Consider the following 15,002-nt stretch of genomic DNA (forward strand, 5'->3'; position numbering starts at 1 on the left):
AAGGAGACTTCGCATGCGCGACATCATCGGTCCGGTCCTCGGTCTTGTACGGCTGCCCCACGCCGCCGGACTCCCGCTGCCAGGCTACGAAACGCACGGAGCAGCCGGGATGGACCTGCGGGCCGCCATTCCCGAGGGCGAGAGCCTCGTGCTGAAGCCCGGACGGCGCGGGCTGGTGCCGACGGGCTTCGTGTTCGAGATCCCCGAGGGGTTCGAGGCGCAGGTCCGGCCGCGCTCCGGCCTGGCCTTCAAGCACGGGATCACCTGCCTCAACACGCCCGGCACGATCGACAGCGACTATCGCGGCGAGGTCAAGGTCCTGCTGGTGAACTTCGGTGAGGACGATTTTGCGATCACCCGCGGAATGCGCATCGCACAGGTGATCGTGGCGCCGGTGACGCAGGTGCAGGTGCGCGAGGTGCGCGAGGCCGGAGAGACCGCGCGCGGCGCCGGCGGCTTCGGATCGACCGGCGTCTGACGGCGCAACGTGCTGCCCCGGCGGGCGCCGTGGATGGAACAAAATTCCGCGCATGCGGCCAGAAGCAAAGGCTGATCGCTGGCCTTCCGGCGAAACTGGCCCTAACTTGTCGGCATCCTAGGGAGAGCAAGATGACAGACAGCAAGAAGCCCGGCCGTGGCCGAATCTATTCCTCCATCACCGAGACGATCGGCGACACCCCCATCGTCCGCCTCGACAAGCTGGCGAAGGAGAAGGGCGTCAAGGCGAACCTGCTCGCCAAGCTCGAGTTCTTCAATCCGATCGCTTCGGTCAAGGACCGTATTGGCGTCGCGATGATCGAGAGCCTGGAAGCTCAGGGCAAGATCACTCCCGGCAAGACCACGCTGGTGGAGCCGACCTCCGGAAATACCGGCATTGCGCTCGCCTTCGCGGCCGCCGCCAAGGGGTACAAGCTGATCCTGACCATGCCCGAAACGATGTCGATCGAGCGCCGCAAGATGCTCGCGCTTCTCGGCGCCGAACTGGTGCTGACGGAGGGACCGAAGGGAATGAAGGGCGCCATCGCCAAGGCCGAGGAGCTCGCCTCCACCCTGCCCGACGCTATCATCCCGCAGCAATTCGAGAATCCCGCCAACCCGGAAATCCATCGCAAGACCACAGCAGAGGAAATCTGGAACGATACGGATGGACAGGTCGACATCCTCGTCTCGGGGATCGGCACCGGCGGGACGATCACCGGCGCCGGACAGGTGCTCAAGGAGCGCAAGCCCGAGATCAAGGTCATTGCCGTCGAGCCTACCGACAGCCCGGTTCTCTCGGGCGGCAATCCCGGACCTCACAAGATCCAGGGCATCGGCGCAGGGTTTGCGCCGCAGATCCTCGACACCGGCATCTATGACGAGGTCGTGACCGTCTCCAATGACGAGGCATTCGAAACGGCGCGACTTGTCGCCCGGCTGGAAGGCGTTCCGGTGGGCATTTCCTCCGGCGCTGCGCTGACAGCGGCGATCAAGGTCGGCAGCCGCGAGGAGAATGCCGGCAAGAACATCGTCGTCATCATCCCCTCCTTCGCCGAACGCTATCTGTCGACCGCGCTGTTCGAAGGCCTGGGTGGGTGATCGTAGTGAGTAGTGAGTAGTGAGTAGTGAGTAGTGAGTAGTGAGTAGGAACCGATTCTCGAACCGGATCCAAGCTGCAACGCGTCATTCGAAACTACCCACTACCCACTACCCACTATTCGCCGCTCTTCTCCAATTCACGCCGCCGCGGAGAGACGCTCGCCCGCCATGCGGTAGGAGATTGCCTCGGCCAGATGGATGCGTCCGACGGTATCGCTTCCGTCGAGATCCGCCAGCGTTCGCGCCACCTTCAGGACCCGATGGTAGCCGCGCGCGGAAAATTTCAGCTTCTCCGCCGCATCGCGCAACAGTGCCAGGCCACCCGCATCCGGCTCCGCGATCTTCTCGATAAGCGCGGTGGAGCAACGGGCATTCGTCATCACCTGCGGCATCCCCGCCCATTCGAAACGCTCCTGCTGCCGCTCGCGGGCGGCGGCAACGCGCCTGGCGACGTCGGCGCTCGCCTCGGCGGGACGAGGCCTGATGAGATCGGCCGCAGAGACCGCCGGCACATCGATGCGGATGTCTATCCTGTCCATCAGCGGCCCGGAAATTCGCCCCTGATAGTCGGACAGGCATTTCGGCCCCCGCGCGCAGGTGTGGCCGGGTTCGCCCGCCATCCCGCAGCGGCATGGGTTCATTGCGGCGACAAGCTGGATGCTGGCCGGATATGAGACGCGATGGTTGGCGCGGGCGATGACGCATTCGCCCGTCTCGAGCGGCTGGCGAAGGGCATCGAGCGCCTGCGGCGAGAACTCGGGAAACTCGTCGAGAAAGAGAATTCCATGATGGGCAAGCGAAGCCTCGCCGGGCTTCGCCCGCAGGCCTCCCCCCACCAGCGCCGCCATGGTCGCGGAGTGATGCGGTGTGCGGAACGGCCGGCGGTCCGAAAGCTTGCCGCCGGAGAGCTGGCCGGCGATGGAGTGGATCATCGAGACTTCCAGCAGCTCCGCGGCCGACAACGGCGGCAGGATCGACGGAAGCCGGGCGGCGAGCATGGATTTCCCGGACCCCGGAGGGCCGACCATCAGCAGATTGTGACCGCCCGCCGCGGCGACCTCCAGCGCCCGCTTGGCACTCTCCTGCCCCTTTATGTCGATCAGGTCCGGCAGGTTTGCCGGCAGCGCGCGTACGGCCGGCTGCGGCCGGGAGAGAACCTGCGTACCGCGGAAATGATTGGCGAGCGCGATCAGGCTTCGGGGCGCCAGGATGTCGATGTCGGATCCGGCCCAGGCGGCCTCGGCCCCACTGTCTGCCGGGCAGATCAGCCCCTTGCCGAGCGCATTCGCGCTGATCGCCGCCGGAAGCGCGCCGGCCACCGGCGCCAAGGTGCCATCGAGGTTCAGTTCGCCAATGACGACATAGCCCGACAGGGCATCGGCCGGAATGGCGCCAAGGGCCGCCATGAGACCGAGCGCGATGGCCAGATCAAAGTGCGAGCCTTCCTTGGGAAGATCGGCCGGCGCGAGGTTCACCGTCACCTTCTTGGGCGGAAGCGAAAGTCCGGAGGCATGGAGGGCGGCCTGAACCCTTTCGCGGCTTTCCGCCACCGCCTTGTCGGGAAGCCCGACGATCGGCATCAGCAGCTTGCCAGGCGAGACCATAACCTGGACTTCGACAGGAACGCCTTCTATGCCCTGAAATGCAACCGTAGAGACACGCGCCACCATAAACCGCCTCCAAGCTCATGCCAGAAGCGCCAAGCGATCCACGCTTTCCGCGCCAGCGATTGCAATCTGGCATGGAAATGAGAATATAACAAGAACATCGCAGGAACTATTTCCCGTCTCTGTTGCTCTCAGGTTGCAGGAGGTTGTGGCGCGAGAACAAACGGCTCTGCAGCCGCAGTTTCAACGGCGCTTGGCTTCGATCGCGTCCCAAAGCAGGGCAGCAACATCGGCGCCGCCGAACTTCTTCACCTCGCGAATGCCGGTCGGCGACGTAACGTTGATCTCCGTCATATAATCGCCGATGACGTCGATGCCGACGAAGATGAAGCCACGCTCTCGAAGCGCGGGTCCGATCCGTTGGCATATCTCCCGATCACGCCGCGTCAGTTCCACGGCCTCGGCGCGGCCGCCGACATGCATGTTGGAACGGCTGTCGGTCTCCGCCGGCACGCGGTTGATGGCGCCGACAGGCTCTCCATCCACCAGCAGGATGCGCTTGTCGCCCTTGCGCACGGCCGGCAGATAGGCCTGGGCGATATAAGGCTCGCCGCGATAGACCTGTTCGAACATTTCCAGGAGCGACGTGAAGTTGCGATCGTCGCGCGCCGAGTGGAAAACGCCCGCACCGCCATTGCCGTAGAGCGGCTTCAGGATGATGTCGCCCATCTCCTGGCGGAAGGCGGCGATCTCCTGCACGTCGCGACTGATCAGCGTTGCCGGCATCAGGTCGGCAAATTCGGTGACGAAAATTTTCTCCGGCGAATTGCGGACCCAGGCGGGGTCGTTGACCACCAGTGTCTTCGGATGGATGCGCTCGAGCAGATGCGTCGAGGTGATGTAGCCCATGTGGAAGGGCGGGTCCTGGCGCAGGTGGATCACGTCCATGGTAGAAAGATCGACGCGCTCGCGCTCGCCAAGGCTGTAGTGGTCGCCCTTGACGTCCCGGACCTGCATCGGCTCCACGGCCGCAAAGATCTTGCCGTCGCGCATGGTCAGCCGATCCGGGGTGTAGTGGAACAGTTCGTAGCCGCGAGCCTGCGCCTCCAACGCCATGGCGAAAGTGGAATCTCCAGCAATGTTGATGCTGGATATATGATCCATCTGGAATGCGACCTTGCGGATGTTCGCCATCGTCCCTGCCCCTTCAAAATGCCCGCCTGATGTAGGACGACGGCTCGTCAAAGGCAACGGCCTCAACTGGTGCAGGTTCAGGCCATATCCAAAGCCTGTTGAGGAGCGACCGCCGGAGCGTCACGCAGCTCGATGCGCTTGCCCGTGCCCCTCGAAAAGAAGTGCAGCCGTCGCGGATCAGCTGCTAGCCTCATCTCGTCGTGCAGCTGCACGTCAAGCGGCATCGCCGCCGTCACCACCTGATCCCCCAAATGGCCGTGCACCAGACGCTGCGACCCAAGTTCCTCGACATAATCCAGGCGGAACAGCAGACCTTCCTCGTCCTGCGAAGCGATCCGCAGGTCTTCGGCGCGCAGACCAACAGTGACCTCTCCGGACGTCGGTGCGTGCCCGCCCAGTGTCAGAAGCGACGGACCAACCGCAAGCCGGTCGCCGTCTAGTTCGCCCTGCAGGAGGTTCATCGCGGGCGAGCCGATGAAGCTTGCGACGAAGGTTGAGGCCGGCTGGTGATAGACCTCGAGTGGTGCACCGATCTGCTCGATGCGCCCGCCGTTCAGGACCACCAGGCGGTCGGCAAGCGTCATCGCCTCCAGCTGGTCGTGGGTGACGTAGATGGACGTCGTTCCGAGGCGCCGTTGCAGGCGCTTGATCTCGCCGCGCATGGAGACACGCAGCTTGGCATCGAGGTTGGAAAGCGGCTCGTCGAACAGGAAGGCCGAGGGCTTGCGGACAATGGCACGGCCCATGGCGACGCGCTGGCGCTGACCGCCCGACAGCGCACGCGGCTTGCGGTCGAGATAGGGGGCGATCTCCAGCATACGCGCCGCCTCGGCGACCCGCCGGTCGATCTCGGTGCGCGGCGTCTTGCGGTTCTTCAGCCCGTATTCGAGGTTCTGGCGCACCGTCATGTGCGGATAGAGCGCGTAATTCTGGAAGACCATGGCAATGTCGCGTTCGGCCGGCTCCTTGCTGTTCACCACGGTCCCGCCGATGGCGACGGTACCCTCGGTGATCGTCTCGAGGCCCGCCACCATGCGCAGCAGCGTGGACTTCCCGCAGCCGGACGGCCCGACGAGGACGATGAACTCCCCGTCGGCGATATCGAGACTGATGCCGCTCACGGCACGCGCGCCGCCCGCATACACCTTGCCGACGTTTTCGACCTGGATGGACGCCATAGTTACTTCTCCGTTTCGACCAAGCCCTTGACGAACAGGCGCTGAATGCAAATGACGATGAGGACGGGTGGCAGCATGGCCATCATCACGGCGGCCATGGCGAAGTGCCACAGCGGTTCGGCATCGGCGCTCGCCGACAGCCGCTTGATGCCCATGACGATGGTGTAGAAATTGCTGTCGGTGGTGACCAGCAAGGGCCACAGGTACTGCACCCATCCGTAGATGAAGAGGATGACGAAAAGCGCCGCGATATTGGTGCGGCTAAGCGGCAGAAGTATATCGCGGAAGAATTTCAGCGGGCCTGCGCCATCCACACGCGCCGCCTCCATCAATTCCTCCGGGATGGTGAGGAAGAACTGGCGGAACAGGAAGGTCGCCGTCGCCGAGGCGATCAGCGGCAGCGTCAGCCCGGCATAGGAATTCAGCATGCCGAGATCCGCCACCACCTTGAAGGTCGGCAGGATGCGCACCTCCACCGGCAGCATGAGGGTGATGAAGATGATCCAGAACGCCAGCGCCCGGAACGGAAATCGGAAGTAGACGATCGCATAGGCGGAAAGGATCGAGATGACGATCTTGCCCATGGCGATGATCAGCGCCATCCAAAGCGAGTTGAACATCATCACCCAGAGCGGCGGCGCGCCGGAAGAAGTCAGGCCCTCGTTCCACATCAGCGTATAGTTCTCGATCATGTGCCCGCCCGGCAGGAGTGGCATTGCACCGCTGACGAAGGCACCGGTCCCATGGGTCGATGCGATGAAGGCCACATAGACGGGGAAGGCGACGATAGCGACGCCGACGATCAGGACCATGTGGGTCAGGAAATCGAGGAAGGGTCTGTTTTCAACCATGTCCGGGCACCTCAGTACTGCACGCGGCGTTCGACGTAGCGGAACTGCACCACGGTCAGCACGATGACGATCAGCATCAGGATGACCGACTGGGCGGAGGACGAGCCGAGGTTCAGCCCGATGAAGCCATCGGTGTAGACCTTGTAGACGAGCGTGTTGGTCGCCTGAGCCGGTCCACCCGCCGTCGTCGCGTCGATGATGCCGAACGTGTCGAACATCGCGTAGTTGATGTTGATGATGAGCAGGAAAAACGTGGTCGGAGAGAGCAGCGGAAACACGATCGTCCAGAACCGCTTGAACGGTCCGGCACCGTCAATTGCGGCCGCCTCGATCAGCGAACGGGGCACCGATTGCAGCCCTGCGAGGAAGAAGAGGAAATTGTAGGAGATCTGCTTCCACGACGCCGCGACGATAATGAGTATCATCGCCTGCTCGCCGTTCACCCGATGGTTCCAGGTCACGCCGATGCCATCGAGGATATAGGGGAGAAGGCCGATCGACGGGTTGAAGAGAAACCACCATAGAATACCCACGACGACCGGAGCCACCGCGTACGGCCAGACGAGCAGCGTCGTATAAACCCTGCTCGACCGCATGACCCTGTTCACGCAGACGGCGAGCAGCAGCGACAGGCTCATCGACAGGGCCGTCACCGCGACGGCGAAGACAGCCGTATTGGCGAGGGAATTGATATAGTTCGGATCAGCGGAAATGCGGCGGTAGTTTTCGAACCAGATGAATGTCGTGCGGAAGCCGAAAGGGTCCTCTCGTTCGAACGAGGACCTGCCAGCCTGGATTGCCGGCCAGATGAAGAAGACAAGCGTGATGGCAAGCTGAGGTGCGAGCAACAGATATGGCAGCAGCTTGTTGGAAAAGATGACGCGTTTGGTTTGCATGTATTCTCTGCCCACGAGGCAAGCCGCGCCGTGCCGGCGGTTGCCCGGAAAGGTGGCGAGGCCGGCCGAGCCGGCCTCTCAAGGTCTCACTTGTTAGCGGCTTCGAAGTCGCGGAGGATTTGGTTGCCGCCGGCGACGGCGTCGTCGAGTGCCTGCTGCGCATCCTTCTGGCCGGCCAGAAGCGCTTCGAACTGCTCGTCCACGACATTGCGGACCTGGGTGAGGTTACCGAAACGGATGCCCTTGGAATTGCGCGTCGGCGTACCGCGGGTGATCTGCTTGATCGCGACATCCGAACCCGGGTTCTGTTCGTAATATCCCTGTTCCTGGCCGAGATCGAAGGCAGCATTGGTGATCGGCAGGTAGCCGGTTGCCTGATGCCAGTCGGCCTGTACTTCCGGCTGCGAGAGGTAGGTGAAGAACTTGGCGATGCCCTTGTAGACGTCGTCGCTGTGACCAGCGAGAGCCCAGAGGGTGGCGCCGCCGATGATCGAGTTCTTCGGCTCCGCGATGACATCCTCATAGTAGGGCAGCGGTGCGAAGCCGACTTCGAAATCCTTGGCATTGGCGATGACGCCGGCACGGGAGGCCGACGAATTCATGTAGATCGCGCATTCGCCCGAATAAAACTTCGCAGGAGCGTCAGCACCGCCAACGGGACCGCCGTACTGGAAGATGCCCGCATCGGCCCACTTTTTCAGATTGCTCCAGTGCTTGACCTGCACGTCGCCGTTGAAGGTGAACTCAGTGTCGAGGCCACCGAAACCGTTTTCCATCGTGCCATAAGGCTGATCATGGATGGCCGACAGATTTTCCAGTTGCACCCAGGAGATCCAGCCGCTGGTGAACCCGCATTTGGCCGCGCCGGAGTCCATGATCTTCTTTGAGAACTCCTCAACCTCTGCCCACGTTTTCGGAGCGGTTTCGGGATCCAGGGCGGCCTTTTCGAAGGCGTCCTTGTTGTAGTACATGATCGGAGTGGACGAGTTGAACGGCAGCGACAGGATATTGCCTTCGGTATCGGAATAGTAGCCCGTCACGGGGGCGAGAAACGCTGAAGCGTCCCAAGGTTCGCCAGCCTCCGTCATGAGTTCGTAGACCGGCTTTATTGCGCCCTTCGCCGCCATCATCGTGCCGGTGCCAACCTCGAAGACCTGTACGATCGCCGGCTGCTCCTTGGCGCGGAACGCAGCGATGGCGCTCGTCAGCGTCTCAGGATAGCTGCCCTTGTAGGTCGGAACGACCTTGTACTCGCTTTGGCTGCTGTTGAAGGCCTCAGCGATGGCTTCCAGCTTCTGGCCGAGCTGGGCATCCATTGCGTGCCACCAACTGATCTCTGTCGCGGCGAGGGCCGAAGAAGCGGACATGGCTGCCGCGAACGTGGCGAATGAAAGCGTCTTGAACATTGTTGTGATCCCTTACTCCGTTGTCGGAACGGGACCGCAATAGGGTCGCAGCATGACGCTGACGTAACAGTAATGTGTCGGGATCATTACAATCCGCGGCGCCGCCCAACGGCCGGCAGCACTGGTCAGAATGCGTCCGGGAAGTGCCTTGGAAGACGGCCGGGAAGCACGGCAACCACATCGTAGCGTTGCGAGAGGCGTGCGGCATCCGAACGGCGTGAAAGCCATATGTCGCTTGCTGCACGAATGCGTCGTTGGGCCTTCGCGCTCACTGCATCCACCGCCTCCCGCTCTCCGACCCTCGCCTTGACCTCGACGAAGACGGCCAGATCACCCTTACGCGCCACCAGGTCGATCTCTCCGGCTTTGGTACGGAAGCGGATGGCGAGGATCCGATAGCCTTTCGCCAGCAGAAAGAGTGCGGCGGCATATTCGGCGAAATGGCCGCGCCGTTCCGCCCGGCGCCTCTCCCTAGCTTGCTTCGCCACCGTCTCCGTCCTTCAGCGCCAGCAGCCGCTGGTAGAGGTCCTTCTTCGACAGCCCTGTGAGGCGCGCGCCCTCGGCGGCCGCCTTCGAAGTCGGCATGGTGGCCGCCAGTTCCTTCAGCAGGACATCGACCTCCATCGCCCCCGGCACATCATCGATTTCAGGAGGAGCTATCAGGAGTACGATCTCGCCTTTCACGGCCCGCTCCGCATAGAAGTCAGCCAGTTCCGCCAGCGTGCCCCGCCGGAACTCCTCAAAGGCCTTCGTCAGTTCGCGACACACTGCCGCTTCGCGAGCCGTTCCCAGGACATCGGCTGCGGCGGCAAGGCTTGTCCCGATACGGTGGGGCGATTCGAAGAAGATCAGCGTCGCCGGCACGCGCGACAGTTCTGCCAGCCGATCCCGCCTGCCCTTGTCCTTGACCGGCAGAAAACCGGCAAACAAAAAGCTGTCCGAGGGCAGGCCTGAACCCACCAGGGCCGCCAGGGGCGCCGAGGCGCCGGGGATGGGGATGACGCGGTGTCCAGCGTCGATTGCCATGCGTCCCAGCCGGTAGCCCGGGTCCGAGACGAGGGGGGTGCCCGCATCCGAAACGAGCGCCACCGACCGTCCCTCGTCGAGCGCGGCAAGCAGCTTCGGCCCTGCCTCGGCGGCGTTGTGCTCGTGATAGGCGAAGGGGCGGTTGACGATGCCGTAGCGGTCAAGAAGCACGCGGGTCACACGCGTGTCTTCGCAGGCAAGCACGTCGGCTCCCGCCAGCGTCTCGAGCGCACGCAGGGTGATATCGCCGAGATTACCGATCGGAGTGGCGACGAGATAGAGCCCCGGCTCCAGTGGGCGTGCGGGGATCGCCGTATTGCCGATCCTGTAGCTGCGGCCCATGGTCTTCTGTTCGTCGCTCACGAAGGTATCCGGCTGATCTGCTTGCTCTCGCCTTCTTATGGGCGAGGTGCGGCAAGCGGGCAAGCGGAGCGTCGCGAAGTTTTCCCTGTGAATCATGGCGACAAGTTTCCATTCGGGCGAATGGCGGCCCTTCCGGCTCTTGCTTTCTAGGGGGATGTTCTGCCATTTTGCGCCTCCACATCTCCCGGCCCTGCGGCCGGCAAACATGCGGACGCCCCGTTCCTGCCGGCGTCCCGGTCAGAAGCGGTAGCGTCATGCGTATTACTCTTGAGCGGTCCAATCTCCTGAAGTCGCTGAACCATGTCCATCGTGTCGTGGAACGTCGCAACACGATCCCGATCCTGTCGAACGTGCTCCTGCGCGCTTCCGGCGCCGACCTGGAGCTCAAGGCGACGGACCTCGACCTCGAGATCACCGAGGCGGTTGCAGCCATGGTCGAACAGCCGGGTGCCACGACCGTGCCGGCGCATCTCCTCTATGAAATCGTCCGCAAATTGCCGGAGGGATCGGAGGTCCGTCTGGCGACCAATCCGGACGGCGGTTCGATGACGGTGCAGTCGGGACGCTCGAAGTTCTCGCTGCAGTGCCTTCCGGAGGCGGACTTCCCCGATCTCACCGCCGGCAGCTTCAGCCATACGTTCAAGCTGAAGGCGACCGATCTGAAGATGCTGATCGACCGCACCCAGTTCGCCATCTCGACGGAAGAGACACGATACTACCTGAACGGCATCTTCTTCCACACGATCGAGGCCGGCGGCGACCTGAAGCTGCGCGCCGTGGCAACCGACGGACACCGGTTGGCCCGCGCCGATGTGGAGGCACCTTCGGGATCGGAAGGCATGCCGGGCATCATCATTCCACGCAAGACCGTGGGTGAGCTTCAGAAGCTGGTTGACAATCCCGACCTGATGGTCACGGTCGAGGTCTCCGACGCGAAGATCCGCCTGACAATCGGCTCCATCATCATGACGTCGAAGCTGATCGACGGCACGTTCCCCGATTACCAGCGCGTCATTCCGACGAACAACGACAAGGAGATGCGCGTCGACTGCCAGAGCTTCACCCGCGCCGTCGACCGCGTATCGACAATCTCGTCGGAGCGAGGCCGTGCCGTGAAGCTGTCGCTGGCCGATGGGCAACTGACGCTTACCGTAAACAATCCCGATTCCGGCAGCGCGACGGAAGAAGTCGCAGTAGGCTATGAACACGATCCGCTGGAGATCGGCTTCAACGCCAAGTACCTGCTCGACATCACGGCGCAGCTTTCAGGCGAGGATGCGGTGTTCATGCTGGCGGACGCGGGCTCCCCTACCTTGGTGCGGGACACAGCGGGCGATGACGCGCTCTATGTCCTGATGCCGATGCGCGTCTGACACAGAAAAAGCGGCTGGGAAACCTGCCGCTTTTTTGCTGTCGTTTTCCAGATGCGACATTCTGCCTTGTTTTTGCGTCATTGACCCCACATAAGCCCTTATGGATCAAGGAGGAGAGACCTGATGGAATTGCGACTGAAGGAAAGGCTGGGCCGGAAGTTCGACGAGGAGATCAGGTTCTTCAAGGGCTGGATCGACGGCCCCAAGAGCGTCGGGGCCATATTGCCGACTTCAGCCGTTACCGCGCGTCGCATGGCGAGCGTCATCAATCCGGCCTCGGGCCTGCCGGTTCTTGAACTCGGACCCGGCACCGGCATCATCACCAAGGCGATCATTGACCGCGGCGTGGCGACGGAGAATATCGTCTCGATCGAGTATTCGACCGATTTCTACCAGCACCTCAAGCGGACGATCCCCGGCGTCAACTTCATCAACGGCGACGCCTTCGACCTGGACACGACACTTGGTGACTGGAAGGACCGCAAGTTCGATGCAGTGATTTCGGCGATCCCGATGCTGAGCTTTCCGATGGAGAAGCGCATCGCGTTGCTGGAGGACCTGCTCGACCGAATGCCGCCCGGCCGGCCCGTCGTCCAGATCACCTATAGCCCGGTATCTCCCATCGACGCCCGCCCGGACCGGTTCCATATCCGCCACCTCGACTTCGTCGTCCGCAACATCCCGCCGGCGCAGCTCTGGGTCTACAGCCGGGGCTAGCTCGCCATGTTCGGCGTCTATGTTACCCATCCGCAAGTGAACATCGACCCCCAGGTTCCCGTTCCGCAATGGGGGCTGTCGGAAACCGGCAGGGCACGGGCGAACGAGGCTGCGCAGAGCGCTTGGGCTGCCACTCTTCAACGCATCGTATCGAGCGACGAGAGGAAGGCCGTGGAGACGGCCGAACTGCTGGCCCGTGTCTCGGGGGCTGCGGTGGAGGTCGCCGTCGACATGCACGAGAACGACCGCAGCAGTACCGGCTTCCTGCCTCCTGCCGAGTTCGAGAAGGCGGCTGACTGGTTCTTCGCCCACCCAGACGAGAGTTTCCATGGGTGGGAACGCGCAATCGATGCGCAGGCACGGATCGTCAAAGCGGTCGATCGGATCCTGGCGGACCATGACACGGCAATCCCGATTGCCTTTGTCGGGCATGGCGGAGTGGGGACGCTCCTGAAATGTCATCTCCAGGGCGTGTGGATCTCCCGCGACCAGGACCAACCCGCCGGCGGCGGCAATCTCTTCGCCTTCTCCCTTGCGGACAGAATCGTGACATGCGACTGGACGGCTATGGAAGAATGGAAGGGGTTCGAACATGCACGCGCGTAACCGCCTGATCGTGGGCCTCGATATCCCGACCGTCGGTGAAGCGGAAAAGATGGTCGCCACGCTGGGCGACACGGTTTCCTTCTACAAGATCGGATACCAGCTCGCGTTTGCAGGTGGCATCGAGTTCGCCCGCGACCTCGCGAAGGACGGCAAGAACGTCTTTCTCGACATGAAGCTTCTCGACATCGACAACACTGTTGCGAAGGGCGTCGAAAACATTGCCACCATGGGAATGACGATGCTGACAGTGCATGCCTATCCGAAGGCCATGCGCGCCGCAGTCAAGGCCGCCGAAGGTTCAGGCCTCTGCCTTCTCGCGGTGACCGTGCTGACGTCCATGGACGACGCCGACCTGCTTGAGGTGGGTTACCAGGCGGATGCGCGCACGCTGGTCACGCGTCGCGCCGAACAGGCGCTCGCAGCCGGGATGGGGGGGATCGTCTGCTCGGCGGAGGAATCGGCGGCGGTGCGCAAGATCGCCGGATCGGACATGGCGATCGTAACGCCGGGGATACGTCCGGCCGGCAGCGATGCCGGCGACCAGAAGCGGGTGATGACCCCGGGCGACGCACTGCGTGCCGGCTCAAGCCATCTTGTCGTCGGCCGTCCGATCGTCAAGGCAGCGGATCCGCGCGCGGCCGCCCGTGCGATACTCGCCGAGATGACATCCGCGCTCTAGATTTCAAACCGCAAGGAGGAACCCGCATGCCCAAGGCCTATTGGATTGCCAGAGTCGATGTACGCGACCCGGAGCGCTACAAGGACTACGTCAGCACGGCGAAGCCGGCATTCGAACGGTTCGGCGCCAAATTCCTGGCGCGTGGTGGACAGTTCGTGGAACTGGAAGGCAAGGCGCGGGGCCGAAATGTGGTGATCGAGTTTCCCTCGATCCAGGCGGCGGTGGACTGCTACAACTCGCCGGAATACCAGGTGGCGGCCAAGATCAGGCAGGAATGTGCAGACGCCGAAATGGTCGTCGTGGAAAGCGTCTGACACTCGTCAACTGCAGCACTTCTTCCGCTTCCCGTTTAAGAACATTTGGTCTAAGAGACCGCTGACAACCCGACCATCATAGTTCCCGGAGCCACCCATGTCCGTGTCCAACTTGCCGCCCCTCGTCACCGTGTTCGGAGGCTCGGGCTTTGTCGGACGACATGTGGTTCGCAGCCTCGTGAAGCGGGGCTACCGTATCCGGGTGGCGGTGCGGCGTCCGGATCTCGCCGGCTTCCTTCTGCCCTATGGTTACGTGGGGCAGATCGCGCTGGTGCAGGCGAACCTGCGATACAGGTATTCGGTGGACCGTGCGGTCGAGGGAGCATCCTTCGTGGTCAATTGCGTCGGCATCCTCTTCGAAAGCGGGCGCAACTCCTTCAATGCGGTGCAGGACTTCGGCGGAAGGGCCGTGGCCGAAGCGGCACGCGCCGCCGGTGCTAAGCTGGTGCATGTCTCGGCCATCGGCGCTGACAGGGATTCGGATTCGAGCTACGCGCAGAGCAAGGGTCGTGCAGAAGCCGCAATCCTCGAAACGGTTCCGGACGCGGTAATCCTGCGCCCCTCCATCGTTTTCGGGCCTGAGGACAGCTTCTTCAACAAGTTTGCCGGGATGGCCAAGATGTTTCCGGCGCTGCCCCTGATCGGCGGCGGCAAGACGAAGTTCCAGCCGGTCTATGTGGAGGATGTCGCAAAGGCGGTGGCGCTCGGCGTCGACGGCGTCATCCCCGGCGGCCGCATCTATGAACTCGGTGGGCCGGAGGTGCTGACGTTCCGCGAATGCATGGAAATCGTTCTGCGGACGACCGCGCGCAAGCGGCCGCTGGTCTCTCTCCCCTTCCCCATCGCCTCCATGATCGGCAGCATCGCCTCGCTGATCCCCCTCATCAAGCCGCCGATCACCAGCGATCAGGTTGGGCTGCTGAAGAAGGACAACATCGTCTCGGAAGAGGCGATTCGCGATGGCCGGACACTGGAAGGCATGGGTATCCGTCCGACGCATCTCGCGTCCGTCGTGCCCTCCTATCTCGTCCAGTATCGTCCGCAAGGCCAGTTCACCAACAGCGGCAAAGCGGCCTGAGGCAAGCTCGTGCCGGTTCGGCGGGCCTGCTTGACACCGTCTGTGGCACGAACGCCCCACTCCGTCTCCCGTTGAGCATTAACGCGGGATTCAGCAAGTTCCTCTATTGAAAATCCTGCAGCCGGGTCATACACGG

Annotated in this window: 16 protein-coding genes; 8 read left to right on the plus strand and 8 right to left on the minus strand. The window is 62.8% G+C overall.

The window, feature by feature from the left end; translation table 11 throughout:
* The first annotated feature begins 13 nt into the window (after positions 1-13).
* Both dut and cysK read left to right on the plus strand, forming a co-directional pair.
* Positions 14-478 (plus strand): dUTP diphosphatase, encoded by a 465-nt coding sequence (gene dut, locus ACEPP2_RS03000; RefSeq protein WP_395515738.1) that lies wholly within the window; start codon positions 14-16, stop codon positions 476-478.
* 131 nt (positions 479-609) lie between these two features.
* Positions 610-1,578, plus strand: a complete 969-nt coding sequence (cysK, locus tag ACEPP2_RS03005; RefSeq protein ID WP_395515739.1) for a cysteine synthase A — start codon at positions 610-612, stop codon at positions 1,576-1,578.
* 137 nt (positions 1,579-1,715) lie between these two features.
* On the opposite strand, the gene ACEPP2_RS03010 is transcribed toward cysK, so the two are convergent.
* The 8 genes from ACEPP2_RS03010 to rsmI all read right to left on the minus strand — a co-directional run bounded on the left by ACEPP2_RS03010 (position 1,716) and on the right by rsmI (position 10,078).
* On the minus strand, positions 1,716-3,248 hold the full coding sequence (locus ACEPP2_RS03010) for a YifB family Mg chelatase-like AAA ATPase (protein ID WP_395515740.1): 1,533 nt from the start codon (positions 3,246-3,248) through the stop codon (positions 1,716-1,718).
* A 180-nt stretch (positions 3,249-3,428) separates the two neighbouring features.
* Complete coding sequence (gene gshB, locus ACEPP2_RS03015) at positions 3,429-4,379, minus strand: glutathione synthase (protein ID WP_281978176.1); 951 nt, start codon at positions 4,377-4,379, stop codon at positions 3,429-3,431.
* Between the two features lie 77 nt (positions 4,380-4,456).
* Positions 4,457-5,557 (minus strand): sn-glycerol-3-phosphate import ATP-binding protein UgpC, encoded by a 1,101-nt coding sequence (locus ACEPP2_RS03020; protein ID WP_395515741.1) that lies wholly within the window; start codon positions 5,555-5,557, stop codon positions 4,457-4,459.
* 2 nt (positions 5,558-5,559) lie between these two features.
* Positions 5,560-6,408 carry a sn-glycerol-3-phosphate ABC transporter permease UgpE gene (gene ugpE / locus ACEPP2_RS03025; protein ID WP_395515742.1) on the minus strand — a complete coding sequence of 283 codons (849 nt, stop codon included), beginning with the start codon at positions 6,406-6,408 and terminating at the stop codon, positions 5,560-5,562.
* An 11-nt stretch (positions 6,409-6,419) separates the two neighbouring features.
* Positions 6,420-7,304, minus strand: a complete 885-nt coding sequence (ugpA, locus tag ACEPP2_RS03030; protein WP_152341210.1) for a sn-glycerol-3-phosphate ABC transporter permease UgpA — start codon at positions 7,302-7,304, stop codon at positions 6,420-6,422.
* 86 nt (positions 7,305-7,390) lie between these two features.
* Positions 7,391-8,710, minus strand: a complete 1,320-nt coding sequence (gene ugpB, locus ACEPP2_RS03035) for a sn-glycerol-3-phosphate ABC transporter substrate-binding protein UgpB (protein ID WP_395515743.1) — start codon at positions 8,708-8,710, stop codon at positions 7,391-7,393.
* 125 nt (positions 8,711-8,835) lie between these two features.
* Positions 8,836-9,198, minus strand: a complete 363-nt coding sequence (locus tag ACEPP2_RS03040; protein WP_077547413.1) for a YraN family protein — start codon at positions 9,196-9,198, stop codon at positions 8,836-8,838.
* On the minus strand, positions 9,182-10,078 hold the full coding sequence (rsmI, locus tag ACEPP2_RS03045) for a 16S rRNA (cytidine(1402)-2'-O)-methyltransferase (protein ID WP_077547944.1): 897 nt from the start codon (positions 10,076-10,078) through the stop codon (positions 9,182-9,184). Before rsmI ends, ACEPP2_RS03040 begins: the two co-directional genes overlap by 17 nt.
* A 275-nt stretch (positions 10,079-10,353) precedes the next feature.
* Here rsmI and dnaN point away from each other — a divergent pair, with 275 nt between their 5' ends.
* The 6 genes from dnaN to ACEPP2_RS03075 all read left to right on the plus strand — a co-directional run bounded on the left by dnaN (position 10,354) and on the right by ACEPP2_RS03075 (position 14,866).
* Entirely contained in the window at positions 10,354-11,472 is a 1,119-nt protein-coding gene (dnaN, locus tag ACEPP2_RS03050) for a DNA polymerase III subunit beta (RefSeq protein WP_052641545.1), read from the plus strand.
* 123 nt (positions 11,473-11,595) lie between these two features.
* A complete protein-coding gene (gene pmtA / locus ACEPP2_RS03055) occupies positions 11,596-12,189 on the plus strand; it encodes a phospholipid N-methyltransferase PmtA (RefSeq protein ID WP_077547412.1) in 594 nt (197 codons plus the stop codon).
* 6 nt (positions 12,190-12,195) lie between these two features.
* A complete protein-coding gene (locus ACEPP2_RS03060) occupies positions 12,196-12,795 on the plus strand; it encodes a histidine phosphatase family protein (protein ID WP_395515744.1) in 600 nt (199 codons plus the stop codon).
* Positions 12,782-13,474, plus strand: a complete 693-nt coding sequence (gene pyrF / locus ACEPP2_RS03065; protein ID WP_395515745.1) for an orotidine-5'-phosphate decarboxylase — start codon at positions 12,782-12,784, stop codon at positions 13,472-13,474. The genes ACEPP2_RS03060 and pyrF overlap by 14 nt, the downstream gene beginning before the upstream one ends.
* Positions 13,475-13,500: 26 nt before the next feature.
* The gene (locus tag ACEPP2_RS03070) at positions 13,501-13,788 is read left to right on the plus strand and encodes a DUF1330 domain-containing protein (RefSeq protein ID WP_395515746.1); all 288 of its coding nucleotides are present in this window, start codon (positions 13,501-13,503) and stop codon (positions 13,786-13,788) included.
* Between the two features lie 97 nt (positions 13,789-13,885).
* The gene (locus ACEPP2_RS03075) at positions 13,886-14,866 is read left to right on the plus strand and encodes a complex I NDUFA9 subunit family protein (protein WP_395515747.1); all 981 of its coding nucleotides are present in this window, start codon (positions 13,886-13,888) and stop codon (positions 14,864-14,866) included.
* Positions 14,867-15,002: the final 136 nt, after the last annotated feature.

Source organism: Pseudorhizobium flavum, from assembly GCF_044142885.1.
GTDB classification, from domain to species: domain Bacteria; phylum Pseudomonadota; class Alphaproteobacteria; order Rhizobiales; family Rhizobiaceae; genus Neorhizobium; species Neorhizobium flavum.